This is a genomic window from Methylobacterium sp. J-088 (assembly GCF_022829295.1).
Taxonomy (GTDB): Bacteria; Pseudomonadota; Alphaproteobacteria; order Rhizobiales; family Beijerinckiaceae; genus Methylobacterium.
Window position 1 is genome coordinate 1 of sequence record NZ_JAKSYH010000260.1, and the last position, 26,117, is coordinate 26,117.

24 protein-coding genes are annotated in these 26,117 nt (G+C 65.6%); 12 read left to right on the forward strand and 12 right to left on the reverse strand.

Features of this window, described 5'->3' with window-relative positions:
* The first annotated feature begins 1,182 nt into the window (after positions 1-1,182).
* Together MKK63_RS28110 and MKK63_RS28115 are read left to right on the forward strand one after the other, a co-directional pair.
* Positions 1,183-2,862 carry a GumC family protein gene (locus tag MKK63_RS28110; protein ID WP_244007335.1) on the forward strand — a complete coding sequence of 560 codons (1,680 nt, stop codon included), beginning with the start codon at positions 1,183-1,185 and terminating at the stop codon, positions 2,860-2,862.
* A gap of 143 nt (positions 2,863-3,005) precedes the next feature.
* Complete coding sequence (locus MKK63_RS28115) at positions 3,006-3,890, forward strand: glycosyltransferase family 8 protein (RefSeq protein ID WP_244007337.1); 885 nt, start codon at positions 3,006-3,008, stop codon at positions 3,888-3,890.
* 383 nt (positions 3,891-4,273) lie between these two features.
* On the opposite strand, the gene MKK63_RS28120 is transcribed toward MKK63_RS28115, so the two are convergent.
* A complete protein-coding gene (locus MKK63_RS28120) occupies positions 4,274-5,227 on the reverse strand; it encodes a hypothetical protein (RefSeq protein WP_244007339.1) in 954 nt (317 codons plus the stop codon).
* Positions 5,228-6,076: 849 nt separating this feature from the next.
* Between MKK63_RS28120 and MKK63_RS28125 the strand changes: the two genes are divergently transcribed.
* Positions 6,077-7,411: a hypothetical protein gene (locus MKK63_RS28125; RefSeq protein WP_244007341.1), complete on the forward strand. Its 1,335-nt coding sequence runs from the start codon at positions 6,077-6,079 to the stop codon at positions 7,409-7,411.
* 215 nt (positions 7,412-7,626) lie between these two features.
* Here the strand turns inward: MKK63_RS28125 and MKK63_RS28130 are convergent, their stop codons facing one another.
* Positions 7,627-8,313, reverse strand: coding sequence for a L,D-transpeptidase (locus tag MKK63_RS28130; RefSeq protein WP_244007343.1), 687 nt, complete (start codon positions 8,311-8,313; stop codon positions 7,627-7,629).
* A gap of 158 nt (positions 8,314-8,471) precedes the next feature.
* Between MKK63_RS28130 and MKK63_RS28135 the strand changes: the two genes are divergently transcribed.
* A complete protein-coding gene (locus MKK63_RS28135) occupies positions 8,472-8,915 on the forward strand; it encodes a VOC family protein (RefSeq protein ID WP_244007345.1) in 444 nt (147 codons plus the stop codon).
* Positions 8,916-8,931: 16 nt separating this feature from the next.
* Here MKK63_RS28135 and MKK63_RS28140 read toward each other — a convergent pair whose 3' ends face one another.
* Positions 8,932-9,375, reverse strand: coding sequence for a cyclic nucleotide-binding domain-containing protein (locus MKK63_RS28140; RefSeq protein ID WP_243919033.1), 444 nt, complete (start codon positions 9,373-9,375; stop codon positions 8,932-8,934).
* Between the two features lie 79 nt (positions 9,376-9,454).
* Here MKK63_RS28140 and MKK63_RS28145 point away from each other — a divergent pair, with 79 nt between their 5' ends.
* The gene (locus MKK63_RS28145; RefSeq protein ID WP_244007347.1) at positions 9,455-10,258 is read left to right on the forward strand and encodes an electron transporter; all 804 of its coding nucleotides are present in this window, start codon (positions 9,455-9,457) and stop codon (positions 10,256-10,258) included.
* A gap of 11 nt (positions 10,259-10,269) precedes the next feature.
* On the opposite strand, the gene MKK63_RS28150 is transcribed toward MKK63_RS28145, so the two are convergent.
* The gene (locus MKK63_RS28150; RefSeq protein ID WP_244007349.1) at positions 10,270-10,476 is read right to left on the reverse strand and encodes a hypothetical protein; all 207 of its coding nucleotides are present in this window, start codon (positions 10,474-10,476) and stop codon (positions 10,270-10,272) included.
* A 244-nt stretch (positions 10,477-10,720) separates the two neighbouring features.
* Between MKK63_RS28150 and MKK63_RS28155 the strand changes: the two genes are divergently transcribed.
* Positions 10,721-10,909 (forward strand): general stress protein, encoded by a 189-nt coding sequence (locus tag MKK63_RS28155; protein WP_243906886.1) that lies wholly within the window; start codon positions 10,721-10,723, stop codon positions 10,907-10,909.
* 158 nt (positions 10,910-11,067) lie between these two features.
* On the opposite strand, the gene MKK63_RS28160 is transcribed toward MKK63_RS28155, so the two are convergent.
* On the reverse strand, positions 11,068-11,433 hold the full coding sequence (locus MKK63_RS28160; RefSeq protein ID WP_244007351.1) for a hypothetical protein: 366 nt from the start codon (positions 11,431-11,433) through the stop codon (positions 11,068-11,070).
* Positions 11,434-11,863: 430 nt separating this feature from the next.
* Positions 11,864-12,670, reverse strand: a complete 807-nt coding sequence (locus tag MKK63_RS28165; protein ID WP_243919026.1) for a response regulator — start codon at positions 12,668-12,670, stop codon at positions 11,864-11,866.
* A 172-nt stretch (positions 12,671-12,842) separates the two neighbouring features.
* Between MKK63_RS28165 and MKK63_RS28170 the strand changes: the two genes are divergently transcribed.
* Positions 12,843-13,178, forward strand: a complete 336-nt coding sequence (locus MKK63_RS28170; protein ID WP_244007353.1) for a NepR family anti-sigma factor — start codon at positions 12,843-12,845, stop codon at positions 13,176-13,178.
* Between the two features lie 134 nt (positions 13,179-13,312).
* Here MKK63_RS28170 and MKK63_RS28175 read toward each other — a convergent pair whose 3' ends face one another.
* The gene (locus MKK63_RS28175) at positions 13,313-13,489 is read right to left on the reverse strand and encodes a DUF1328 domain-containing protein (protein WP_003599466.1); all 177 of its coding nucleotides are present in this window, start codon (positions 13,487-13,489) and stop codon (positions 13,313-13,315) included.
* A gap of 207 nt (positions 13,490-13,696) precedes the next feature.
* Between MKK63_RS28175 and MKK63_RS28180 the strand changes: the two genes are divergently transcribed.
* A complete protein-coding gene (locus tag MKK63_RS28180) occupies positions 13,697-13,867 on the forward strand; it encodes a hypothetical protein (RefSeq protein ID WP_244007356.1) in 171 nt (56 codons plus the stop codon).
* A 152-nt stretch (positions 13,868-14,019) separates the two neighbouring features.
* Complete coding sequence (locus MKK63_RS28185; RefSeq protein WP_244007358.1) at positions 14,020-14,940, forward strand: MBL fold metallo-hydrolase; 921 nt, start codon at positions 14,020-14,022, stop codon at positions 14,938-14,940.
* A gap of 21 nt (positions 14,941-14,961) precedes the next feature.
* On the opposite strand, the gene MKK63_RS28190 is transcribed toward MKK63_RS28185, so the two are convergent.
* Both MKK63_RS28190 and MKK63_RS28195 read right to left on the reverse strand, forming a co-directional pair.
* Entirely contained in the window at positions 14,962-15,741 is a 780-nt protein-coding gene (locus MKK63_RS28190; protein WP_244007360.1) for a DUF1499 domain-containing protein, read from the reverse strand.
* Positions 15,742-15,964: 223 nt separating this feature from the next.
* Entirely contained in the window at positions 15,965-17,815 is a 1,851-nt protein-coding gene (locus MKK63_RS28195) for an AsmA family protein (protein WP_244007362.1), read from the reverse strand.
* Between the two features lie 331 nt (positions 17,816-18,146).
* On the opposite strand from MKK63_RS28195, the gene MKK63_RS28200 reads away from it, so the two are divergent.
* Positions 18,147-18,887 (forward strand): CoA transferase subunit A, encoded by a 741-nt coding sequence (locus tag MKK63_RS28200; protein ID WP_244007364.1) that lies wholly within the window; start codon positions 18,147-18,149, stop codon positions 18,885-18,887.
* A 118-nt stretch (positions 18,888-19,005) separates the two neighbouring features.
* Positions 19,006-19,668, forward strand: a complete 663-nt coding sequence (locus MKK63_RS28205) for a 3-oxoacid CoA-transferase subunit B (RefSeq protein WP_244007366.1) — start codon at positions 19,006-19,008, stop codon at positions 19,666-19,668.
* A 90-nt stretch (positions 19,669-19,758) separates the two neighbouring features.
* Here MKK63_RS28205 and MKK63_RS28210 read toward each other — a convergent pair whose 3' ends face one another.
* From MKK63_RS28210 to MKK63_RS28220, 3 genes are all read right to left on the reverse strand, one after another.
* Positions 19,759-20,445 (reverse strand): metal ABC transporter permease, encoded by a 687-nt coding sequence (locus MKK63_RS28210; protein WP_244007369.1) that lies wholly within the window; start codon positions 20,443-20,445, stop codon positions 19,759-19,761.
* 162 nt (positions 20,446-20,607) lie between these two features.
* Positions 20,608-23,307: an aconitate hydratase AcnA gene (gene acnA / locus MKK63_RS28215; RefSeq protein WP_244007371.1), complete on the reverse strand. Its 2,700-nt coding sequence runs from the start codon at positions 23,305-23,307 to the stop codon at positions 20,608-20,610.
* Between the two features lie 489 nt (positions 23,308-23,796).
* Positions 23,797-24,597, reverse strand: a complete 801-nt coding sequence (locus MKK63_RS28220) for a CDC27 family protein (protein ID WP_409564569.1) — start codon at positions 24,595-24,597, stop codon at positions 23,797-23,799.
* A gap of 118 nt (positions 24,598-24,715) precedes the next feature.
* On the opposite strand from MKK63_RS28220, the gene MKK63_RS28225 reads away from it, so the two are divergent.
* A complete protein-coding gene (locus MKK63_RS28225; RefSeq protein ID WP_244007373.1) occupies positions 24,716-26,116 on the forward strand; it encodes a leucyl aminopeptidase family protein in 1,401 nt (466 codons plus the stop codon).
* Position 26,117: the final 1 nt, after the last annotated feature.

Here is a 26,117-nt window from a genome sequence, read left to right on the forward strand (position 1 = left end):
TGACCGACGAGGTGGGCTGCAACCGGCTCGGCAACCTCCGGCTGCTCCGCCCGACGGTGCGCCGCAACGAAGTCCGCGGAGGCGGCGGGATCAGCATGAGTCAGCATGGTCTCAGCTCCTTTGGCGAGCCCAATGGCGAACGTTAATGATTGGTTATTAGCCCGGTTGTAGCGGCTGAAGATTGCTTTGACAAGTAGGCGTTATAGTCTTTTGCTAAAAATTGGTCGATTAGATTGCCAGTATATCCTATCTCCGCGCTGCAGTTGTGGGTGAACCTTTCGCAACCATGGTAAGTACTTCGACTGCCGCGGACTACGTAGACCAGAGTTATTTATTGAATAAAGACGAAAACAAGTTGGCACCCGCGACGCCTGGTGTAATAAATAGACGCCCCACAAAGCCCGGCAGGATTTCGTGGCCAGCCGTTAAGCAAACTGCCCGCGGCGATAAAGCCGCCTCATTGACCATGGGAGCGCATCCTCGCCCGAAGGCGTTGATGGTCTGGAAACGTTCGAACGGATCGCAGGGTCTTGATGCGGCGCGCAGATGCGACACGGCATGCTGCACTGCGAAGGCGCCGGGGTCGACATTGGGGACTATCCGGTCGGCCCGCGTCTGAGTCGCCTGACGGCGCGCCTTGCCGGATCCGCCAAGCCGGGCTCTGATCCGACACCAGGGAGCTTGGACCGCAATCGAGGAAAGGAACCGACCTGTCGCGTGGTCCTTCGCGGCGCCTGTCGCGCACCGGCGATCAAGGCAAAATGCTATGGCGCGGCATGATTGGCGCACCATGCAGCGGCCAGACCGGGTCCGGCCCTCGCATGAGGCTCAAACAGGAACCATCCGCATTGCTTCTGCGCAGATATCACCACTCAAACAATTCCGTCGCGCATGCGATGAGGATGGTGGACGAGGCCGTCGTTGGACCAACGCTCCGCACGACTCGAGCGCAAGCGTTGCTGTTGCTTTGCACCATAAGATTGGATATAAAAAATTGAAAATCTTCATAATATAAATCTGAGCATTGGATGGATAAGTTTCTCCTGTTCCACCCATAGCTTTCCTGAAGTGACTGTCGGGACTTCTCGCAGATGACGGATGGCGGATCGCAGCCCTCCATGATCGCGTATCCAAGTTAGCTCATCCGAGCCGTCGCCCCGAACGCCAATTGGATCGATACGCATGCTGGATAAGACACAGATCTTTACAGCCAACCAGCAGCAGGACAGTATCCGCCGCGACCGGCGGCATACCGGCCTGGAGGATCTCTTCGACTTCCTCCGCAAATGGGCTCGGATCATCGCCGGCAGCGCCATCGTGTTCGCGATTCTGGCCTTCGTCTACGTCCAAGTGTCCCCGCCCGACTTCGTCGCGTCCGCGCAGATTCTAATCAATCCACCGCAGCCGCAACAATTGCTCAAACAGGATGCCGGCCTGATCGATCTGACGCTCAACAACTCGCAGGTCGAAAGCCAGATCGAGATCATCCGGTCCTACAGCACGATCCTTCCGGTCGTTCAGGAGCTCAAGCTCGACACCGACAACGAACTGGCGCTGCCGAACAGATCGGACGCCGCATCGCAAAGCAACAAGCAACTGTATGGGGTCGTTGGCCGGTTCGCCAGCCGGCTCGACGTGAAACGCGTCTCGCAATCCTATATCATTCAAGTCTCATTCAAATCTGAGAGCGCCAGTAAAGCGTCGAAAATCGTGAATGCCTTGTGCGAGGCCTACATCAAGAATCAGCTCGCGCGAAAAGTCGAAGACGCGACCCGCTCGCGGGAGTGGCTGGAACATCGCGTGCAGCAGTTGCAGGCGCAGTTGCACAAAGCTGCCCATGCAGCACAGGATTTCCGGACCGGCGTCAGCGGCCAAGAGCAAAGCACCGGGCAGCTCGATGCCGAGGTCACGCTCTCCCAGCTCGATAGCGCAACGACCACCTATCGAAAGATGTACGAATCCGCGCTCGAGAAGTTGACCGAGAACGTCCAATCGACCTCGTTCCTCGTGGCCGATGCGAATATCGTGTCTTCGGCAAGCCCGGATTTGGCCCGCGTCTTCCCGAACCCCAAGCTCGTGATTGCCGTCGCTCTGCTCGGCGGTGCGCTGTTCGGTGTCAGCATAGCAGCCCTCCTCGACTCGCTGGACACCTCGGTTCGGTCCACCGCGCAGGTCGAGGATGACTTGAACTGCCCGTGCTTCGGAAAAGTGAACCTGTCGAAGGGCGGGCGACGGCCCCTGCGCAGCAAGGCCCGACTGAAGGTCGATACGCGAACGAAGTTCTTTCTCAACCGGGTGATGGTCGCGGTCGAAGCCGCCAACTTACAGAACGCGCGTCACACGATCGGGATCGTCGCCGTCTCCGACGGAAACGCGTCCGCGATCCTGACCAAGCAACTCGCGAACACGCTGGCCCTGTCGGGTAAGAAGACGTTGATCGTCGATGCCAGCATGTCGGCGACCAATCCCCTGACGACGCTCGCCTACGCGTCCGGCTTCGGTACGCCAATGCCGACGCGCGAAGCGGAGGGGCAGGACGACCTCGGCCGCATCGTTCCAGTCTCGTCGAATCTGTCGATCATCAAGTTGGAAGCATCGATCGATACGGCATCGTCGTTCGGGGCCATTTCGGACAATCTCGTCTTCTCGTCCGCGGTCTCGGCCTTCGACAGCATCATCACCAACCTACCCGACCTCGAGTCGATGCCGACCTCGCTGACCCTCTTGTCGAATATGGATGCCATCATCTTGGTCGCGCATCTCGGCAAGTCGTCACAGGAGAGCTTGTCCGAAGCCGCCGATTTCATCAGGGCCAGCGGCACCTTGTTGCTCGGCGTCGTCCTGGACGAGCCGAAGGCGTGACCGTCACGGCGCGACTTTAGCGGCGTCGTAACGGGGGCGCTGACCGCCGTGCCTCCGCCGGAAGGCCGCGGTATGATCGACGCTGGCCGTCGGAATTTGCCCCACACACCCCACGCCTCCGTTAAAACGCGAGACCCGATCAGATGTCCGCCACAGCGCCTCCATTGCTCCATCTCATGTGCGCGGCCGATCGCAACTATGGCGCCTATGCGGGTCTGGTGATGCAATCCGCCATGGCGGTGACCCGAAAGGGCCGCATCCATTTTCATCTGCTGTCCGATGACGTGGCACCGGACGACATCGAAAAATGCAGCCTGGCCGCCCGGAAGGCCGGACACGAATTCACGAACTATGAAGTCTCATCAAAGCTGGATAATTTGCCCAAAGAATTGCGGATGGCAAATCATCTTAGCAGGGCAGCCTATTCCCGGCTGCTCTTCTCAGACCTGCTTCCGACCAACATTCATCGCATCATTTATCTCGATTGCGACATCGTCTGCCAGCAGGATCTGACCGAGCTGTGGAACTTCGGCGACGGTTTGAAGACCATTGCCGCGGTGAGAGACCCCTGGCTCGATCCCGATGCTGAACTCAAATCCTCGCTGGGCTTGGCACCGCGCGATGTCTATTTCAATTCCGGTGTGCTGCTCATCAATGTAAAAGCTTGGCGAGCGGACAATACCGAGGACCGCCTCCGGGATTTTGTCCTGAAGCGGCGAGACATCAAGCATGCCGATCAGGATACATTGAATGCGGTGCTCTCATCCGGCCTGACGGAACTGCCGGAACAATGGAACATGATGATCAACCATCCGCGCCGTGATGAGGAAGGGCGCCTGCGGCAGAGCGCCGGCATCCTCCACTACGTCGGTGGCTTCAAGCCATGGCATTTTGGCTATCGTCTGCTTCACCCGGGAAAGGGCCGGCCCTACGCATCGATCAAGCGGCGCTCACCCTGGGCGGCCAAACTTCCCGATTTCCAGTCACGCCGGGTGACGAGGAAGTTTCGGTCCCTGGTGCAGCACTGACCCCGATGCGGGAGGTAGGCTTGAGAGCGATCATTCCACCGGCTGTATTGCTTCTCGCCTTTGTGCTTCCGTCGGGCCCATGCGCTGCGGCCGACGATGCCCAGACGGAATGCGCGGATCTGATCAGCGGTCTGAGGATAAAAGCTGGCTCCGACTACGACGCGATTGCCGGCAAATTGAGAACGAAGGGTTGGCACCAAACCTTTTCCACGACGCAAAATATCGGCGTCTGGACGAAGGGTGGGCATGCCATTTCGGTGACGCTCAATGTTGGCTCGGGGACCTCGCCCACGACCACGGGCGCTGTCCGATGCAGACATTGACCGTCAAGCTCTGTCAAAACGCTATAGTTCGGCGGTATGCCTCCGTGTCGATTCCCATCGCTACTTCGGCAAGACATACTTCGCGATAGGCGGCAGACTCTCGCGCCATTGCGCGCTCTGGCGCTGGTAGTCGCTCAAGCGATCCGGCGCGAATTCCAAATCTTCGAGCGCGACCACGGGCTTTCCACAGAAGTAGGGGCGCCGGGGAGGACGGGGATAGTAATTGAAGAAGATCGCCGTCCGGTTCTGCCCCGTGGCCGGTTTCCCACGATGGTAATAGCGCGCGGTATCGCAGAAAATAACGCTGCCGCTCGGTCCCGTGCAAGTGACGATTTCATCCGCATCGATCGTGCGTCCGATGACGCGTTCCAACTTTTCGTGGCGCGCTGGGCGTGTATAGGGCTGAGCCCCCTTGTAGAGCCGATGACGGATCATTTCGAACGGGCCGCCATCGACATCGACATCGTTCAGATAGACCGCGACTTTCACGATACTCTCGTCCTCGCCATCCAGGTGCCAGACGCGTGCGCCACGCTCGCATCCATCGGCGAGCGTGTAAAAGAAATTGAATCCCCCGAAGGCGACGGGCAACCCTAAGTAATTTTCGACGATTCTGAGCAGTCGCTCATTCAAACCGAACAGATAAATCTCCGCCCGATCCACGAGTTCGGACTTGTCGGCCTGGATTAAAAATGGGTCATCTACGTGCGTGGGACCCGCCGCCAAACGTGTCTCGATATCGTCGCGGACTTCGTGCGCCTGCGACAGCATCTGCTCAGCCCCGAAGAGGTTTAAATCCTCCAATCGTGTCTGGTATACGCCCACCTCGCACAGAGACGTCACGATTTTCTGATCGGCTTCACTCAGTGCGGCCGGTGCTGCCAATCGCTCAGCACGCAGATTATTGTAGTAACTCTCCACATTTCTTCGCGCCAGATCGGTTGACATGAATTCGTGCACCGCATTTCGCGCAATACTTTCCAGCTTTCGACGGACACGTTTGGCGATGTACATTCTGGCAGGCCCTCTCGCTGCCCGGCAGCCATGCAAAGCTTATGCCCAGGACTGGTCGTAACTCGCGGAATATATAAGCGAATCGTCCGAATAAATACATGATTCGCCTGTTTAATAGCTTTAAACACCCAATCGTGAAATCTTGTCAAGAAATTTAGCGCGGGATTCCGACTGGTCGCGTTATCTGAGCTAGCGAAAATCACAATCGTATTTCCAGAGCACGTATAGACATACCGTAACTGGATGAAACACCTGCAAAAGCCCTATAGCTGCAGTTGAGTCACTGTCTCAAGTATATCCTGCCATTCCGTGACGCGCGAGTTCGTCGTGTATCAGCCTCATGTCATGGCGGCAGGACGGTCAAGTCCTCTGTCCAAGCCCGCACGAGGCTTCGCCGACGCGGCGATCACTGTTCAGCTTACCCCATGCACCGGATCGCAGCGTGTTTCGAGGCGACGTCATGATCCAACCCGTGTCACATCCAAGGACCGGCGCGAGGCGTGCCGCGGCCGAACGGAAGCGCGTCCTTTCCGCACGATGGCTTCGGCATCGCGTATGCGCGCCCCGCAGGCATGACGGTAGCGAGTTCGATCTACGGCCCGCACCCGTCCGAACGCATCAATCGAACGTTGCCGTGTTTGGTTGCCCAGGGCAGCGGCCGCGAGCGGGATCCCGGCGGGTCTCCGTCAGCGGCAAAACGTTCCGTATCGCTCTTCATGGAATTGCGAAATGGAAGCAGTGATCATGGCTCGTCGTCGCATATTATTACTGAGGCAAAGAGCAGTTTGACGACCTTCGACTAGAGCACTATGTATCGCGAGATAGTGATTGGATCTGCTAGGCATACGCATGCGTTTTCGCTTCTATTCGATCTTGGCAAGCGTGTCGGTTCTCACGGCAGGCAGTGTGGCGCTGGCCCAGCGCGAGCCGCGATCCTCCATGATCAAGCTCGCCCAGAATATGTCGGGGGCAACCCCGGTGGCCAACGTGTCGGGAATCGGGACGAAGGCGGTCCGCGGTCAGGACTTTATCAACACGGTAGGTGTAAATACCCACATCCCCTATACCGATAGCAGCTATGCGGACATCGACAAGGTGCTTGAAGCGCTCCGATATCTCGGCGTCGGCAACCTGCGCGATGCAGTCCCGGATCCATCGCTGGCCGGAGGCGGAGGATCGCATTTCGGACCCTTTGCGACCGCCGGTTTCAAATTCGATTTCGTCGTCGCGTCCAACCTGCCGCTGACGAAGACCCTGTCCCTCCTCGACGATTTCGCCAGGATCCACCCACGCGCGATCACGTCCGTCGAAGGCCCCAATGAGGTCAACAACTGGCCCGTCACCTATAACGGACAAACGGGGCCTAATGCGGCAATCGAATATCAGAACGATCTCTACAAGGGCGTCAAAGCCAGCCCGTCGCTCGACAACGTGCCGGTTTACAATTTGACATCCTGGCCGGAATTGTTCGGCCAGTCCGACGTCTACAATGCGCACATCTACCCGCCGAAAGGCGAGCAGCCGGGCGTGCATGTCAAGAACGTTGTGGATCAGGCCAATCGCCTGGATCCGAAGCGCGCGGCTGCCATCACCGAGGTCGGGTACTACACGCTCCCGGGCAAGGGCACATGGGGTGGGGTCGATGAGCCGACCCAGGCGAAGCTGTTGCTCAACCTGATTCTCGATGCCGTCGATACGGGCGTCGCGAAGGTCTATCTGTATCAGCTCCTGGACGCTTACCCTGATCCGGCGTCGAGCGAGATGGAGAAGCATTTCGGCCTGTTCGATATCGGCTATCGCCCCAAGCCGGCGGCTACTGCGATCCGCAATCTCATCCAAACGGTATCTGCGAAGGGTCGCGGGGGCGCCGCAGGCGACACGGAGTTGCCGAAGCTGACGGTGTCTTCGGGTGAACTCGAGATCAAACACCTCCTCGTCGAGGGTGATGGTGGTCTGGCGACCCTCATCCTGTGGGATGAGAGGCCGATCTGGGACAGCGAGAAGAACACGCCTCTGACAGTGACGCCCGTCACCGTGACGGTGGACAGCGAAGCGGATCTGCCCGCGACGAAGATCTTCGATCCGACCGCAGGTGCCGAGCCTGTTCAGACGCTCGATAACGCCAGGTCGGTGAAGGTCCCTTTGCAGGGGTATCCGAAACTGATCCAGTTCCGGACCCGGTAGCTCGCGCGCCATCGTGACACGACGTTCGGAACAGAACCTGCCCGGCCGGCGTGGGCGCTTCCCACGCGGCTGGGCGATGAGGCGCTGCTGCGGGAACGGAGGTGGCATGAGCTGGGCGGTCCGAAGACGCCTTCCGCGCTTCAGACCGTGACGCCGGATCGGGCCGCGACGGCACCTGTCGAGGGTCCACAGCCCGTGGGCTGAGACGCCCACCCTCAGAGGCGATATTTGCCGTTGCGCTTCACGAGCACGCGGGTTCCGACGGGTACGCGTTCGTAGAGGTCGGCGATGTCCTCGTTCAGCATCCGGACGCATCCCGACGAGAGTTGCTCCCCGATGCTCCACGGCTCGTTGGTCCCGTGGATCCGGAACAGGATGTCGCGGTTGCCCTGGTAGAGGTACAGGGCACGGGCACCGAGCGGATTGTCGAGGCCGCCTTTGCGGGTCCGCGGCAGATCGGGATTGAGCGCAACCATGGTGGTGGTCGGGCTCCAATTGGGCCAGACGCCCTTGCGGCCGACCCGGGCTTCGCCCTTCCAGGAGAAGCCGGCCTTCCCGACGCCGACCCCGTACTGCATCGCGGTGCCATCCGCCTGCACCAGCATGAGCTGCCGCTTGTCGATGTCGACGACGATCGTCCCCGGTTGCTCCGGTCCGTTGTAGCTGACCTGTTGGCGGCGGTACTTCGGATCCAGGCGGTCCGTGTCGACCAGGGGAATGTCGAAGGGTTTGTCGGGCTTGGCCCCGACGTACCAAGCCGCCTCGTCATCCTGCGCGACCTGCATGGACCTGGTCTGGCAGGCGGCCAGCGGCGCGATCGCAACGAGGGCGAGCATAACCCGCGAGAGGGTCGCCCCGAACCTCGGTATCGGGCGTTGATCGGCGTTCATCAGGTGCGTCATGCGGTGTCCGATCATCCGGACATGCGTATCGTCATCCCGCCCGTGACGATGTAGCTTTTCCGCCGCAGCAAGCCCGGGCCGGGCGCCTCACGCAGCCACGATTGCGCCCTAATTCAGATTGGCAGCCCAGCGCTGCTGAGGCCCGCGCGGAGCGAACGATGCCTGAAACCGAGACACTTCCCGTTGAGGCGGCCGTCGCAGCCGCCGGATCGCTCAGCCCCGCGATCCACCTCGACCATTGCGTGATCCACGTAAGCGACTGGGCCCGGTCGAACGCCTTCTACCGCGACGTCGTGGGCGCCGAGATCATCGAGCGGAGCGGCGGCTACGCGTATCGGTTCGGCGGCGTGCAGCTCAATTGCCACGGACCCGGCGTCAACCCGAAGATGGTGGCGGCACAACCGGTTAGGCCGGGCAACAGCGATCTCTGCTTCCGATGGTCCGGGGCGATCACGGACGCGATCGCGCATCTGGAAACGCTGGGCGTGCCGGTGGAACTCGGCCCCGTGGACACGTTCGGAGCGGCCGGGGCCGGCGTCAGTGTCTATTTCCGGGATCCGGACGGGTCTCTCCTGGAGTTCATCACCTATCCGGCGCCGTGATGATGCGGAGAGTCGCTCAGCCGCGGCTCTCGGCGAGGGCCTGGTTGGTCTGTTCCAGCCGCAAGGCGAGCACGCGCATCAGGGCGATACTGATCTGTGGAAACTGTGCCAGTAATTCGAGGAACACGCCGCGGTCGATGCGCAGGGCGGTCACTGCTGTTTCCGCCGTGACCGTGGCCGATCGGGGTTGCTCGGCGAGGATGCCCATCTCGCCCACCAGGGCGTCCTGGCCGAGCAGCGCCAACCGGACCGGACCGGCCGGACCATCGATGCTGACCTCCGCATTCCCCTTGAGGATCACGTAGGCCGCATCCGCCACATCGCCCCGGGCGAAGAAGCGTTGCCCGGGCTCAAAATGCACGCGCTCGCTGGTGAAGGCCAGGAGCTTCAGGCGCGCCGGCTCCACCTCGCGGAACAGCGGCACCTGCTTCAGGGAGGAAACCTCTGTGTCGAGGGTCATACCGGGGCTCCGCGGCGGCTCTGAAGCCCAGGACGGTGGGACCGGACGGGCTCGCCCATCCATGCGATTCATCCTACGCTTGTCCAGCCCTGCCCGGCTTTTCGGCCACGCCACCGTGATGGTCGTCGCTCTGGGGTTGGCGAACGCACCGGCCCGCGCCCGATTGGTTCAGGCCGACTTGGCCCGGGTCGCGGTGGCACCGCCCCCCGGTGCCCGCGCCCCGCTCGACCTCGCCGCCACGGACGCAGGCACCGGGCAGATGGTGACGCTGGGGAGCGTCATCGCGGGCCGACCGGTCCTGCTGCTGCCCGTCGATTACACCTGCGGCAACGTCTGCGACCCCATGGTGTCGATGTCGGTGGATGCCCTGGCTTCAACAGGACTCGCGCCGGACGATTACGCCCTGGTGCTGATCGGCATCGATCCACGAGATGATGCCGCGGCTGCACGCCGCATGCTGGCCGAGACACTGGGCGATCGCGCCGCCACCGTGCGCCCGCGGGCGCTGATCGTCTCGGATACGGCGCTGAGCCGCATCACGGCCGCCCTCGGCTACACGGCGATCTACGATGCCGGGACCGACAGCTTCGCTCATCCTGCCGCCGCGTTGCTGCTTGCCGGCGACGGCCGGGTGGCCCGGGTTCTCTCGCCGCTGGCGCTCACCGGACGGGACCTCCGCTTGGCCCTCACCGAGGCCGGGAACGGCCGCATCGGAGGCTTGGCGGACCGCCTCACCCTGCTGTGCTACGGCTACGATGCCGCACGCGGAGTCTACACGCCGCTGATCCAGCGGATCCTGACCGTTGCGGGAGTCATGACGATCCTGGCGATCGGCCTCCTCATCGTCGGGCTGACTCGCCATACGCGGAGGCGAGCCACCTGACGCGATCTCGGTCAGCGTTTCGTCGACAGCCCCAGCTCGCCGGGCTTCGGTGCCTCGCGCTTGGGACTGGCATTGAGATGAGGCGAATCGACCGGCTCTTCTCGGGTCGTCGGCGTCGCAGAATCCTCCGGCGCGGGCATCGGCGGGAGGGGCGGCGTGTTGGGATGCGGCGCCGGAACATCGCTGCCGGCCTCTTTCACCATGTTGCGATTCGTCATGTGTACGCTGGTCCTTATCGTGGCCGTGGGGCGGGACAGGTTGCGCTGAGCTACCGGGCGGCCTTCAAGGCATCCGCCGACCGCCGCTCCCGCATCGATGCAGGTCGATCTGCGACCAACGCCGCGGACAACACCCTGGTTGCCGTAAAGCTTGACTGCAGGAAGCTTGACCAGGTCTGGGCAGAGGAACCTTGGTTATTGCTGAAGGTTGTTGCGAGGTGAAGCGAAGCCTGAGGAGGAACTGATGGCATCCGGGAATTCGACCTCGAAGCGGGGCTTTGCCTCGATGGACTTGGAGCGGCAGCGCGAGATCGCCAGCAAGGGCGGACGCAGCGTGCCGGCCGAGAAGCGCTCCTTCTCGCAGGATCGCGAACTTGCCTCGACGGCGGGTCGCAAGGGTGGACAGTCGACGGGTACCGGCCGGGCCGAGTGAGGCCATTCCGTAACCGTTCCGCGTAGCGGCGCCGCGTCCTCGGGACCGGCGCCGTTTCTATGTAATCGTCTTTCCGAATTCCCAGCACTGCACGCCAACGCCGAAAGGGCCCCGCCGCGTCGGCAGAACCCTTTTCGATCAGCGTAACAGAGTCGGAGTCAGGAGATGCAGCGACCGGGGGTCATGCGCCGGGCCTCGGGACCCACCAGGGAACTCAGCGCGGTTTCGCAACCCTCGCGGACGAAATGGCGGCCCGGCTGCTTCAGAATCGGCTTGATGCCGAGATCCTGTGCTTCACTGGCGGTCGGGCCGCCGTGCCCATCCATCTTCTGGACACCGGCAACCCGCGTCGGGCTGATCGCCAGCGAGACCGGGCGCATGCCGGGTAGCGGCGCCGGCGCAAGTTGAGCCACCGGCACCAGGGGCACCCAGCGATCGGCCGTCTCGCGCACGACAGGCTGTAGCAGCACAGTCAGGAGAGCGGCGGGAGCACTCACGCCCAGGATGAAACCAGACCGCAACATTGCCCCGACCTCATTGCGAGAGCTTGACAGGATGTTTCAACAACGCGTTCCGCAATCGCAGGTTCCTAAACTATCGCGTGTCTTGGAATGCTGAGTATTCGAACCCACAACGGTTGTTGGTGCGGCGGCGCACCCACGCTGTCCACAACCATCCCCTGTGCCATTGATGCCACGATCGCCAGAAAAGTGCGTTTTTTGGAACCCAGCGGCGCGATGGCCGTTCTCCCTTCACCCGGCCACCTGGTCCTCCCCCGCATTCCCCTTGTGCATCGGCCGGAACCTCTTCGACGGGCTGGAGCTTTCTCCGGCCCGTTTTTTTATGCGCAGCCGGCACCCCATTCAGACAACAAAAAACCCCGGCTCTCGCCGGGGTCGATGTAACTGCTGATGCTTCGATCTGCGCCCCTCGCGGGGCCCAGGCAGCCTCGACCTAAGCGGTCTTGGCTTCCCGCCGACGGGCCGTCTGCTGGAAGAACAGCGCCTGGCTGATCACCGCGGAGACATTGGCGGGCTGGAATGGCTTGGCGATCAGGAAGGCCGGTTCCGGCCGCTCGCCGGTGAGGAATCGCTCCGGATAAGCGGTTATGAAGATCACCGGCACTTCGAAGGTCTTCAGCAGGTCGTTGACCGCATCGAGTCCGGACGACCCGTCCGCGAGCTGGATATCGGCCAGGATCAGACCGGGGCGCTTGCCACCCTCGCCGGCGATCTTGACCGCCTCCGTCCGCGTCCGGGCGACGCCGATGACATTGTGACCCAGGCCCTCGACCAGCGCCTCAAGATCCATCGCGATGAGCGGCTCGTCCTCTATGATCAGGATCTCGGTCGCCATGTCGGCGGCAAGCTCGCGACCAGCCTCATCAACGAGATCGCGAACCTCCGAGACGTCGACGCCCAGGATGATCGCCGCGTCCTCCTCGGAGAAGCCCTCCAGGCACGACAGCAGGAACGCCTGGCGCGGCAGTGGCGTGATCTGGCCGAGGCGGACCTCGGCGGGAAGATCGTGCTGAACCTGCTCGCCGCGACCGTTCACCGAGAGCGAATTCCAGATCCGGGTGAAGACCCGGAACAGGTCGGCTTTGATGTTGGTGCTCCGGCCCAGCGTGTCCGGTTCGTTGACGAGGGTCTCCAGGGTAGCGGCGACATACGCGTCACCGGCCACTTGGCTCCCCGTGAGCGCGCGCGCATAGCGGCGCAGGTACGGCAGGTGCTGTACCACGAGTTGCGATGTCGACATTCGATCCCCTGTGCCTCGCCGTGTTGCCCGGCCGCGATTGCCCGGTCGGTGACCGATGGCGTGCCGGGGCCGGCATTCTGTCCTGCGCAGCTTTCCGCCCAACGCGGACGCCCGCACTCCGTTCCACCCCCCGCGGAACCGATCCCTTCGGGCAGGCGTTGCCGGCGCAGCCATGGCGTATGTCGAGCCGCAGCACAATGTGGCCGGGCCAAGTTCGGCAACAAGGGGCGTGTGGATGGCCGATGAGGGGAAGGAGGCAGGTCTTCGTGTGCCTGAAGTGCATGGAAGCACTGCTTCGACGCACGATGCGCCCGGCCAGGACCGCTCGACGGGACAGACTGCAGGCGCGTCCCAGGCTCAACCCCGCGGCGGCCTCAGCGAACAGACCCGCAATCGCCTCGCGACGCAGTTGCGCGCGATGTACGATACGATGACCCAACAGCCGGTGCCCGACCGGTTTGCCGAACTCATTGCGAAGCTCGACAGCGGCGAGCACGGCAAGCCATAGTACCAAGGTTGGAGGCTAGCCGTCCGCGCATGCGCTGAGAAGCAGGTCCATTAAAAAAGCCGTCACTTGGGGCGACGGCCTTGTTGCTTTTTAGCGCCAGCCCCAGGTCAGGGCTGGCGGTTATCGACACGTCGTCAGAGTGTCGGCGAGCGCCCGCGCATCAGGCCGATCACAGCCGAGATCGCGAACAGGACAATCGCCACGAAGAACACCAGCTTGGCGGCTTCCATTGCCGTGCCGGCGATGCCGCCGAAGCCGAGCAGCGCGGCGACGAGGGCAACCACGAGAAAAGTTACGGCCCAACCGAGCATCGTTCGTATCCCTCGAAAGTATCAACGCGGGCGGGCCGCGTCGTTCTGAACACAAAAACGCCAAGGTTTTGCTCTGGTTCCGCCGTTCCGACAAAGTCCGATGTGGACGGCACGGGCGTTTTGCCCGGGCGCGACAATCAGCAACGGAACGGTGCAGGCTGGGTAGCGTTCGAAGAGTAGGTCCACCGGTTCGATTCGGGATCCGTGATGCTGCAAGCTGCGAAGAACGCCGTTCGAGTGAAGGTGGCCGCGATGCGAGCCGGTGTAGCGGCTGCAGGCGATGCCGTCCGCGCCGCGGTGATCGGGCTCGTTCCGGCCCCTGCACCCGTCCTCGTGCCGGTGCGGGTGCGCAACCGTCGATCCGGCCAGTTCGGCTGACCGGACGATCTTGACTTCGCCGGACTAAACGGCCGACCGGGGGACGTGACCCGAGCGACTCTACTGAGACATCGCTGAGGATCGTGGCTCGGCGGTGTTGCAACGCCCTTGGGTGACGTTCAAAAAACCCCGAACCAACGTGCGGGGCAGCGATGGCGGTTGCGGACGAGAGCAGACTGACCCTCGACCCTGCGATGCCCGTCCCCGGGCGGCTGGAGACCGTCATGCAGCTGATCCGGCGACGGATCGCTCCGAATGGCGGTCCATTCACGGCGAGCGGCACCTGCACCTACGTGATCGGGGTGGGTGAGGTCGCGGTCCTCGATCCCGGCCCCGACGATCCGGCGCATATCGACGCGCTGCTCGCGGACCTGACCGGCGAACGGATCACCGCGATCGTCGTCACCCACACCCATCGGGATCACTCGCCGGGCGCGCGGCTTCTCGCAGCGCGCACCAGCGCGCCGATCGTCGGATGCGGCCGGCATCGCGCGGCCCGGGCCGTGTCGGAAAGCGAGGTCCCGCGGCTCGACGCCAGCGCCGACCGCGCCCACGCCCCGGACCGGGTCATGGTGGAGGGGGACCTCGTCTCGGGCCCGGGCTGGACCCTGGCGGCTGTCGAGACCCCAGGCCACACCATGAACCACCTCGCCTTCGCGTTGCCGGAGGCGCAGGCCTTGTTCTCGGGCGATCACGTCATGGCCTGGTCCACGACCATCGTGGCACCGCCGGACGGCGCAATGCGGGCCTATATGGCGTCGCTGGAGAAGCTGCGCGGACGCGACGAGACAGTCTACTGGCCCGGCCATGGCGGCCCGGTCCGCGAGCCGGCCCGCTTCCTCCGCGGGCTGGCCTGTCATCGTCGCCAGCGCGAGGCCGCGATCCGGGCGCGACTCTCGGACGGCGACACCGGCATCGCGCAGATCGTCGCGGCGATTTACCGGAACCTCGATCCGCGTCTGCGCGGAGCGGCGGCTCTGTCGGTCTTTGCCCATCTCGAGGATCTGGTCGGGCGCGGGCTGGTGGCGACCGACGGGGCGCCGCAGCTCGACGGCACCTTTACGCCGGCTTGAGCCGCGCCGGACCGGACTGGATCATTTCATCGCGAGGACGAGGTTGGCGACGTCGTCGAGATAGGTGCGGATCCGGTCGGCATTGCCGCCGAAGTCGCGCCCGCCGAGCCGGGACGCCGAGCGTACGTCGATCCGCGCTCCATCAGCGCGGGGGCGGATGCGGACGGTCACATCGTCGGGCAGGTTGAGCACGAGGCCGCGCGCCACGGCCTCGATCCGACCGTTGCCGGTGCGACCGCCCGGCCGGATCGCCTCGACGATCTGCCAATGGCGCTTCAGCGCGGCCTGACGGGCCAGTTCGAATGCAGCGTCGGCGCCGATATCGAGGGTCAGCGGGGCGATCTGCGGATAGGCGTCCCGCTGCCGCTCGCGCAGGGATGGGCTCGGATCTGGCGGATACCGGCCGCTGCGAGCCGCGAATGCCGCGCGCGAGCGCGAGAAGGCGGGCGGATTGTCGATATCGGTGGTGACGTCCGACAGGGCCGGCAGCCGCAGGCCACGAAGCCCGCGATAGGCGGGATAGCCCAGCACCACGAGCGCCAAAATCAGCCCTGCCAGGGCGGCGCCGAAGCCGCGCGCACCCTCGCGCCAGACCCGCACGAACGCGAACACCGCCGCGACGATCGCGGCCAGCGCGACCGCGAGCCCGGCCAACAAAGCGACGAGCGCAGCGTCCGTGTCGGCGCGCGGGTCCCGAATCAGGATCAGGGCGATCCCGGTGGCCACGATGGAGAACACGGCAAGGCGCTGGGCCAGCGGCCCGGCGCGGGTGACGGGTTCCTCGATGAGCAGACGACGCATGGCACTCATGGTTGGGGTTCGCGGCCCGATCCTAGAGCTTGGCCGTGCGCGACGCCATCGCGACGCGATCGAAAGCGCCCTTCACCGACGTGATCGCGGAACACGGCGGAGAACCAGGAAACCCCGGAACGGCCGTCGGACCTGCCCTCTCAGATGGAGCTTGCTGCATGGGGCCACCCGATGCCTCTGTCACGCTATGCCGTAGCGTGCTCCGGAAGCAAACTCACGGTGCGTACGCGCGGGCATTCACCGGCAGGTCCTGCGCACCGGCGGCCAGGCCCTGCAGGTCAGGCGGTCCGAAGGCTGCCGGCGACGCTCCCTCCCCCGCCTGGGCGGCCGCATCCGGGCCCTCGACATGGGCGGTGGTCCGGACGGCCGGGGCAGTCCACTGCCCCGACACCGCGAACAGCAGGCCGCGGGACGGGTCGGCTGGACTGCGCAGGGCGAGATCGCCCTGGAGATCGAGCCGCCGCCCCGGCAGCGAAACGTGCCCGCGCACGTTCGCGCCGATGTTCGGCCCGAGCAGCCCGGCCTCGACGATCTCGCCGACCCCGTCCGTGAACCGGACCGTGACGGCGGCGCGCTCGATGGCCGTCCGGCCGTTGCGCCGCGCGAGCGCCCCGGGGGCCACAGTGCCGTTGCGGTGGACGACATCAGCGAGATCGAGGCCGGTGATCGCCCCGCTCGCGACAGTGACGGCGGCCCGGCCTCCGAGATGCGCGAGCAACGCCACCGTGTCGCAGCCGCTGGCCTCGAGGTTGAATTGACCCTGAGCTGGGCCAATCAGCCAACGCGCGCCGCCGATCCCGCCCAGCAGACCGCCGAGATCGATCCGGTCGAGGCTACCCTGCAGCCGCATTTCGGTCTCGGCCGGGTCGGCGCCACGCGCGAGCGTCACGCGGCCCTTGACCAAGCCATCCTGGATCCGCGCCCGGTTCACTGCGATTTCGAGCGCGCCATCCCGCACCAGAACGCTGGCCGCGAGATCCTGAACCGCGACAGATCCGGCTTGGCCTGCGGCGGCCGAAAGGCGCAGATCGAGATCGCCCCCGGTCATCGGAGCCAAGGCCAGTGGCACGGGGCCGGATCCAAGAAGCTGCGCGGCGTCATCCGCCAGGGGGCCCAGGTCGAGCGTCTCGGCGGCGAGCGTCGCCTGCACCGAGAGGCGCGGAGCGGGGCCGGGCCCCAGCGCGACGGCGCCCGCGCCCTCCAGCATGCTCCGACCGAGCCCGAGCTGCAGGCGGGTCCAGGATACGGATCGGTCCGTCGACTCGAACAGGCCGGCGAGCGAGAACACTCCGGCGAGCGGCGACAGGGGGACCTTCAGGCCGACCCAGGCCAGGCTTTCCGGCAGGGATCGGGTCTCGCCGCGCATTTGCCCGGCCAGACTGGGCCATCCGGACCCCGACACGGACAGCCCCACCGTACCGTCGATCGCGAGGCTACCGTTCGGCCACGTGACCGCGCCGGTGATCGGGCTGCGTCGGCCGAGAACGACGTCGTTCGGGCGGACATGCGCGACTGTGAACTGTGTCGGCACGTCCCGCCACGTCAGACGCGCGCTACCTTCGGCGGACGCGCTCCAGGACGGCCACGACAGGTCGAGGTCGATGTCCCGGGCCGTGTCATCCCCGGTGCGTCCGCCGGTCACGGTGAGCCGGGTGGGATGGGGCGTCGCGCCGGATCGGGCCCGCTCGGCGAGGCGCACGAGGACACCGCTCCACGCCGCGGCTCGCCCGGACAGGATTCCCCCCGCGAGATGCAGGCCGCCGGCCGCCGCGCGACCGGTCAGGAGGCCGATGGGATCGAGATCGATGCCCAGGCGCCCCTCGTCGACCAGGGGCGGACCGCCCCCGTCACTGGTGATGCGCACACGTTCGAAGCTGAGCTTGGGCAGGGGCAGCGGCGTCAGATGGGCCGGACCCGCAACGCTCAGGGTCAGACCGTAATTCTCGAACGCGCGCCCCACGAAGGCCTGCGCGCGATCGCTATCGATCGGCCAGTCGTGCAGGCCGAGCCCGACGGCGACGAGAATCACGGGAACGAGGAGGACGATCGGGCGACGCAGCGACATCTGACTCTGAACGGGACCGCGGATGCGGCCGAAGCCGGGTGCCACGCCAGCTCGCCGAGCCGCCACGGCCCAGCAGGGACTGCATGTCGAGACGATTGTTTAGCGTCCGCGACGGGATTTGTCTGCTGGCCTTGTGTGGGGTCCCCGCGAAGGCACCCGCCCCCGCTCGCACGCAACCGGCGTTACGGATCGCCCGGGAGCGTACGGGCTCACGCGGTGCAGCACTGGATTTCGCTCCCGGAATCGGGAACAGCAGGCGCTGAGGAAACGCGCGCTTCGCGGATGTAGCCCAGGCGCGGCCGGTCGCGGCCGGCGTGGAAAGGACGTTTCGATGAAGAAGGTCTACACGGATGCCGCCGCTGCCTTGGCGGGCCTCCTGCGTGACGACATGATGGTGATGTGCGGCGGCTTCGGCCTGTGCGGCATCCCGGACGAGCTGATCGAGGCGGTCCGCCTCTCGGGCGTCAAGGGTCTCACGGTCGTCTCGAACAATGCCGGCATCGACGGGGTCGGCCTCGGCAAGCTCCTCGACACGCGGCAGGTCGCCAAGATGATCTCGTCCTATGTCGGCGAGAACAAGGAGTTCGCCCGTCAGTACCTCGGCGGGGAGCTGGAGATCGAGTTCAACCCGCAGGGCACGCTGGCCGAACGCATCCGTGCGGGCGGCGCCGGCATTCCGGCCTTCTTCACCAAGACCGGCGTCGGCACCAAGGTCGCCGAGGGCAAGGAGGTGCGGGAGTTCGACGGCGAGCCCTACGTGATGGAGCGCGGCCTGTTCGCCGACCTCGCCCTGGTCCACGCCCATACGGGCGACACCGAGGGCAACCTCCGCTACCGGATGACCGCCCGCAACTTCAACCCGATGATGGCCACCGCCGCCAAGATGACGGTGGCGCAGGTGGAGCACCTCGTGAAGCCGGGCGAAATCGAGCCGGATACGATCCACACGCCGGGCATCTTCGTGAAGCGCATCATCGACGTGGGCGTGCGCGACAAGCGCATCGAGCAGCGCACGACGCGCAAGCGCGGCGACAGCACCTCGGCCGCGGCGGCCGGCGGCGGCACCCACTAGTCACACGCTTCTCTCCTCCCCCGGCGATCCCGGGCTTGCCCGGGATCGCTCAAGCTTGCGGGGAGGGGAAAGCCAGATCCGGCCGCGCGTGAGCGCACCATGCTATCAGGAGACCATCATGGCCTGGACCCGTGAGCAGATGGCGGCGCGCGCCGCCAAGGAACTGCAGGACGGCTTCTACGTGAACCTCGGCATCGGCATTCCGACGCTGGTGTCGAACTACATCCCCGACGGGATGTCGGTGCAGCTGCAATCCGAAAACGGGATGCTCGGCATGGGTCCCTTCCCCTACGAGGGCGAGGAAGACCCGGACCTGATCAATGCCGGCAAGCAGACCATCACCGCCCTGCCGACGACCAGCTACTTCTCCTCGGCCGAGTCCTTCGGGATGATCCGCGGCGGGCACATCAACCTGTCGATCCTCGGCGCCATGCAGGTGGCCGGCAATGGCGACCTCGCCAACTGGATGATCCCCGGCAAGATGGTGAAGGGGATGGGCGGCGCCATGGACCTCGTGGCGGGCGTCAAGCGGGTCGTCGTGGTGATGGAGCACGTCGCCAAGAACAAGGACGGCACGGAGAGCGCCAAGCTGCTCAAGGCCTGCGACCTGCCGCTGACCGGGACCCAGGTGGTCGATCTCGTGATCACCGATCTCGGCGTGTTCGAGATCGACAAGAAGGGCGACGGCGGGATGACACTCGTCGAGCTCGCCGACGGCGTCACCGAGGACGAGATCCGCAGCAAGACCGAAGCGGATTTTTCGGTGGCCCTGAAAGGCTGATCCGCCAATGCTCGGCGCGCGTTGCCGCCGAGCAGTCTTCGGCATGTCAGCGGCCCGCCCGACGCGTCCCGTCGCGCGGGCCGTTTCGTCTTACATGGGCGGGGTCAGGCCATCCTTGCCGACCGCCACCAGCTTGCCCTCGGCCTTGCTGCCATCCTTCGCCACGACGGCGAAGACCTTGGAGCCCGGCGTCAGGATCGCCTTGTCGGCCGGCTGGAAGGCAACGATCGGCGCCGAGGCCGGCACGACGATCTCCTTGGAGCCGTCCTTGCCGTAGCTCACCGTCAGGGTGCGCTCGCCGCCGGTGGCCGCCTTGTCGGCCTTCACGGTGCCGTTGGTCATCGCACTCTTGACCTTCGGGGCGTTCGACGACTCGGCCTTGACGGTGCCGTTGGTCATCGCGCTCTTCACCTTGGCGCCGGCACCCGCGGTCTGGTCGGTGATCGAATCCCAGCCGTAATGGCCCTCGCCGGTCCCACGCATCGCCTCGGGGAACAGCACCACCTCCAGGGCGGTCATCGGGTTCTCGCCCTTGGTGGCGGTGCCGATGAAGACACCGTCCTTGATCTGGTCGAGGCTCGACGGGACCACCCAGGCGAACTTGGCGCCGGAGACATCGACAGTCTCGGACTTGCCGTCGTCGGTCTTGATCGTGACCGTGTTGCCATCGGTCTTGTCGATGGTGCCGCGGACGCGCTCGACCTGCGCGGCGAAGGCAGCGCTCGACAGCAGGGCTGTCAGGCCGGCGGTAACGAGGGTCTTGCTGAGGTGCTTCATCGAAGTCCCATTCCGGATTCAGGACCCGGGTTATGGTGCGTTGCGCGCGCCAAACAAGGTTGCGCGCAAGTGAAATGCTTCGGCTTGAGTAACAAAAAAGGCGGCGCCAAGCCGGCGCCGCCTCGTATCGCGTGACGGGGCGGCCCTGGGGCCGCCGACGGATCAGGCCGCCAGGGTACGAAGCACGTAGGGCAGGATGCCGCCGTTGCGGAAGTATTCCAGCTCGTCGAGCGTATCGATCCGGCAGGTGAGCGGCACCTCCTTGACCGAGCCGTCGGCGGACTTGACCTCCGCGATCAGCGTCTGGCGCGGCTTCAGCTCACCGGACAGGCCCTTGATGCTGACAGTCTCGTCACCCTTGAGGCCGAGCGAGTCCCAGGAGGTCTCGCCCTGGAACACCAGCGGCACCACGCCCATGCCGACGAGGTTCGAGCGGTGGATGCGCTCGAAGCTTTCGGCCACCACGGCGCGGACGCCGAGAAGCTTCGTGCCCTTCGCCGCCCAATCGCGCGACGAGCCGGTGCCGTATTCCTTGCCGGCGAAGATGACGAGCGGCGTGCCTTGCTCGGCGTATTTCTGCGCCGCATCGTAGATGAACATCTTCTCGCCCGAGGGCTGGAAGAGCGTCCACCCGCCCTCGACCACGTTGCCCGTCTCGTCCCGCACCATCTGGTTCTTGATGCGGATATTGGCGAAGGTGCCCCGCATCATCACCTCGTGGTTGCCGCGCCGCGTGCCGTACTGGTTGAAGTCCTGCACGCGCACCTGATGCGACTGCAGATACGCACCGGCCGGCGAGGCCGCGCGGATGTTGCCCGCGGGCGAGATGTGGTCGGTGGTGATCGAGTCGAGGAACAGGCCGAGAATCCGGGCGTCCGCGATGTCCTCCACCGGCTTCGGGGTCTTCTCCATGCCGACGAAGTAGGGTGGGTTCTGCACGTAGGTCGAGCCCGGGTTCCACGCGAAGGTCTCGGCCTCCGTGACTTCGACATCCTTCCAGTTCTGATCGCCGCTGAACACGTCGGCGTAGCGCGACTTGAACAGCGCCGAGGTGATGTTCTCCTCGATGAACTGCTGCACCTCGGCCGAGGACGGCCAGATGTCCTTCAGGTAGACCGGCTTGCCATCGGCATCGTGGCCCAGCGGCTCGGTGGTGATGTCGATCTGCATCGAGCCGGCCAGCGCGTAGGCCACCACCAGCGGCGGCGAGGCGAGGTAGTTCGCCCGCACGTCGGGGTTCACGCGGCCCTCGAAGTTGCGGTTGCCCGAGAGCACCGCCGCGGCGACGACGTCGTTGTCGTTGATCGCCTTGGAGATCGCCTCCGGCAGCGGGCCGGAATTGCCGATGCAGGTGGTGCAGCCGAAGCCGACAAGGTTGAAGCCCAGCGCGTCCAGGGGCTCCTGCAGGCCGGACTTTTCGAGATATTCGCCGACCACCTGTGAGCCGGGCGCCAGCGAGGTCTTCACCCACGGCTTCGAGCGCAGGCCCTTGGCGACGGCATTGCGGGCCAGCAGGCCTGCGCCGATCATCACCGAGGGGTTCGACGTGTTGGTGCAGCTCGTGATCGCGGCGATCACCACGTCACCGTGCCCGATGTCGAAGTTGGTGCCCTCGACGGCATAACGGCGCGCGAGATCGGCGGCCTTCTTGAACTCGGTCTCCATCGAGGCCGCGAAGCCCGGCTTGGCGCCGTCCAGCAGCACCCGGTCCTGCGGACGCTTCGGCCCGGCGAGCGAGGGCCGGACCTCGCCCATGTCGAGCTCCAGCGTGTCGGTGAAGACCGGATCCGGGGTCTGGGCGTCGCGCCACATGCCCTGCGCCTTCGCGTAGGCCTCGACCAGGGCGATCCGGTCGTCAGAACGGCCGGTGACCTTCAGGAAGTCGATGGTCTTCTGATCGACCGGGAAGAAGCCGCAGGTCGCGCCGTACTCAGGCGCCATGTTGGAGATCGTGGCCCGGTCGGCGACCGCCATGTCGTCGAGGCCGGGGCCGTAGAACTCCACGAACTTGCCGACCACGCCCTTCTTGCGCAGCATCTGGGTGACGGTGAGCACGAGATCGGTGGCGGTGGTGCCCTCGGGCAGCTTGCCCGACAGCTTGAAGCCCACGACCTCGGGGATCAGCATCGACAGCGGCTGGCCGAGCATCGCCGCCTCGGCCTCGATGCCGCCGACACCCCAGCCCAGCACCGCCATGCCGTTGACCATGGTGGTGTGCGAATCGGTGCCGACCAGCGAATCCGGGTAGGCCACGTCGGATCCGTCCTCGGACTTGGTCCAGACGGTCTGCGACAGGTATTCCAGATTCACCTGGTGGCAGATGCCGGTGCCCGGGGGCACGACGGAGAAGTTGTCGAAGGCCGATTGGCCCCACTTCAGGAAGGTGTAGCGCTCGCCGTTGCGCTGGTATTCCAGCGCGACGTTGTCGGCCAACGCTTTCGGGGTGCCGAACTCGTCCACGATCACCGAGTGGTCGATCACGAGGTCGACCGGCACCAGCGGGTTGATCTTCTGCGGGTCGCCGCCGAGCGCCACCATGGCGTCGCGCATGGCGGCCAGATCGACCACCGCGGGGACGCCGGTGAAGTCCTGCATCAGCACGCGGGCGGGGCGGAACGCGATCTCGACCTCGGCCTTGCCCTTCTGCTCGAGCCAGCCGACGGCGGCCGCGATATCGGCTTTCTTGACCGAGCGGTCGTCCTCGTAGCGCAGCAGGTTCTCCAGGATCACCTTCATGGAGAAGGGCAGCGCGGCGGCGGATGCGAGGCCGTTCTTCTCGGCCTCGGGGATCGAATAATACGTGTAGGTCTTGCCGCCGGCTTCGAGCGTCTGGCGGGCCTTGAAGCTGTCGAGTGATGGCACGGCTGGTTCTATCCTCGCTGCGGTTGTCGAACACGCACAGGCAAGACCTGCGCTACGAAGTTGTGTTCGGCCTGTGAGCGCCCAACGGGCGCGCGCCGCCCCGGGAGTGCCCGGGTAGGAGACGATGCGCGGGGGCGATTTGGACGCCCGTGATGCCGCGCGGCGCAGCCAAGCAGGGATATAGAACTTTTCGAATCTGGCCGCTACCGGGTTGCGATGACAGGTGCGTTTTCCTGTCGGGCGCGCGCCGTTGCAAGGGCGCGAACTCTCGCTCCACCGTGGAGGCTATCGACGTTCACTCAAGGAGCGCCGACGCGTTCTCCTCCCCCTTGCGGGGAGGAGTTGGAGGTGGGGGTGGCGCAGGAGGCACCATCACGCTCGATCCTGTACCACCCCCACCCCTGGCCCCTCCCCGCAAGGGGGAGGGGAAAGGCGCTCTTTTTCAGAGAGTTCTGTCTCGGAAATGTAAGCGCGGTGCGGCCGGCGCCGTCACCCCTCCCCCGGCATGCCGCCCTTCGACAGCGCCTTCAGCCGATTCGGCTCGGCGGCGGCCTTGCGCAGGGAGGCGACGTTGGCGGCGGCTTCCGCGGGGCTCATGTCCCGGCGCAGGATCGCCTCGGCATCGGCGGTGCGGCCCTTCAGCCCCAGCACCAGGGCGAGATTCGCCCGCACCCGGGCATCGGCGCCGGGCTGGTCGGCGGCGAGCCGCAGGGTCTGCTCGGCCTGGTCGAGGTTCCGCGAGAGCGCGTAGGACAGGCCCAGGTTCGACAGCAGCGAGGGCTCGTTCGGCCGGATTTTGAGCGCGGCCTCGTAGAAGCCCTGCGCGCGCACCTGATCGCCGAGCTGGGCCGAAGCCGAGCCCTGGGCCGACAGGATGCGCCAATCGGGCGCGGCCGGGGAATGGGCATTGGCGAGCACATCGATCGCCTCGCGGTAGCGGCCGAGCTCAACCAGCGACTTGCCGTAGGCACCGAGCAGGAACGTGTCGCGCGGGTTGCGCAGGGCCGCCTGCTGCAGGACCGCCGAGGCTTGGCTGATCTGGTCGTTGGCGCGCAGAGCCCGCGCGTACGCGACCGCCGCGCGGCCATCGTCGGGATTGGCGTTGAAGCGCTCGGCCAGGGCCTCGACGTTCTGACGGGACGCCGCCGGGCGGTCGCCGATCGAGCCGGTGGTCTCAGGTCCCGAGGTGTTGCAGCCGGCCAGCCCCAGTGTCAGCGCGGCCACCGCCAGGGTGGCGCGGCGTCCGGCCGGAATGACGGGGCGGGCGATCCGGATCAGGGCGGTCATCATGGTACGCGGCGCCTCCGGGCAGACCGAGGGCGCGGGCCTGTGCTTCACCCCTCCGGCCGGCCGGTGGTAGAGCGTTAACCCTAATCACCGGTTAAGCCCTCCAACCTGCAAGAGGCCCATGACCCAGGCCGCGTCCCCATCGACGATCCCCACCCTCCTGCGCGGCGATGCGCCCTCCGTGCCGGTGACGCTCGTCACCACCGGATCGTGGAGCGCAGCGCAGGCAGACCTGGACCCGACCCAGCGTCGCTTCGCGGAGGCCCTCGGCTTCCAGCCGAAGGCGGGGAGCCTCGCCCTGCTGCCCAGCCCGGATGGCGGGATCGCCAGGGTCCTGTTCGGCCTCGGCGATCCGGAGGCGGCGGCCTATGACCGGCTGATCGTCGGCAAGCTGCCGGGACTGTTGCCGGAGGGCAGCTTCCGCCTGGAGAACGCCCCGGACCCTGCCGAGGCTGCCCTGGCGTGGCTGATGGGCAGCTACCGCTTCGGCCGCTACCGCGCTGGGAACGGCCCGAAGGCGCGGCTCGTGGCGCCGGCGGGCATCGACGCCGCCGAGGTGGAGCGGATCGCCGCCGCGGTGGCGTTCGGCCGCGACCTGATCAACACGCCCGCCAACGACATGGGGCCCGCCGAGATCGAGGCCGCCGCCCGGTCGCTCGCCGGGTGCCACGGTGCCTCGATCGCGGTCACGGACGGCGACGCGCTTGCCCGAGACTATCCCCTGATCCACGCGGTCGGCGCCGCCTCGCCGCGGGCGCCGCGTCTCATCGACCTGACCTGGGGGCCGGAGGACGCGCCGCGCGTGACCCTCGTGGGCAAGGGTGTCGCCTTCGATACGGGCGGGCTCGACATCAAGCCGTCGTCCGCGATGCTGCTGATGAAGAAGGATATGGGCGGCGCCGCCGCGGCGTTGGCTGCCGCCGACATGGTGATGGGCTCAGGGCTCAAGGTCCGCCTGCGGGTGCTGATCCCCGCGGTGGAGAACGCCGTCGCGGGCAACGCCTTCCGCCCCGGCGACGTGCTGCCGAGCCGGGCCGGGCTCAGCGTGGAGATCGGCAACACCGACGCCGAGGGTCGGCTGATTCTCGCCGACGCGCTGGCGCTGGCCGAGGCGGAATCACCCGATCTGCTCCTCGATTACTCGACGCTGACCGGCGCGGCGCGGGTGGCGCTCGGACCGGACCTGCCGGCCTTCTTCACCGAGGACGAGGCCCTGGCGGCGTCGGTCGCGGAGGCTGGCCGGAGCGCCGCCGACCCGATCTGGCGGATGCCGCTGCACGCGCCCTATGCGAGCCTGCTCGATTCCAAGGTGGCCGACCTCAACAACGTCTCGGGCGGCCCGTTCGCGGGGGCGATCACCGCCGCGCTGTTCCTGCGCCGCTTCGCCCCCAAGACGAAGGCGCACGGCCATTTCGACCTCTACGGCTGGAACCCCTCCGCCAAGCCCGGCCGGCCGGAGGGTGGCGAGGTCCAGACCGCGCGGCTCACCTACGCGTTGCTGAAGGCGCGCTACGGGCGCTGAA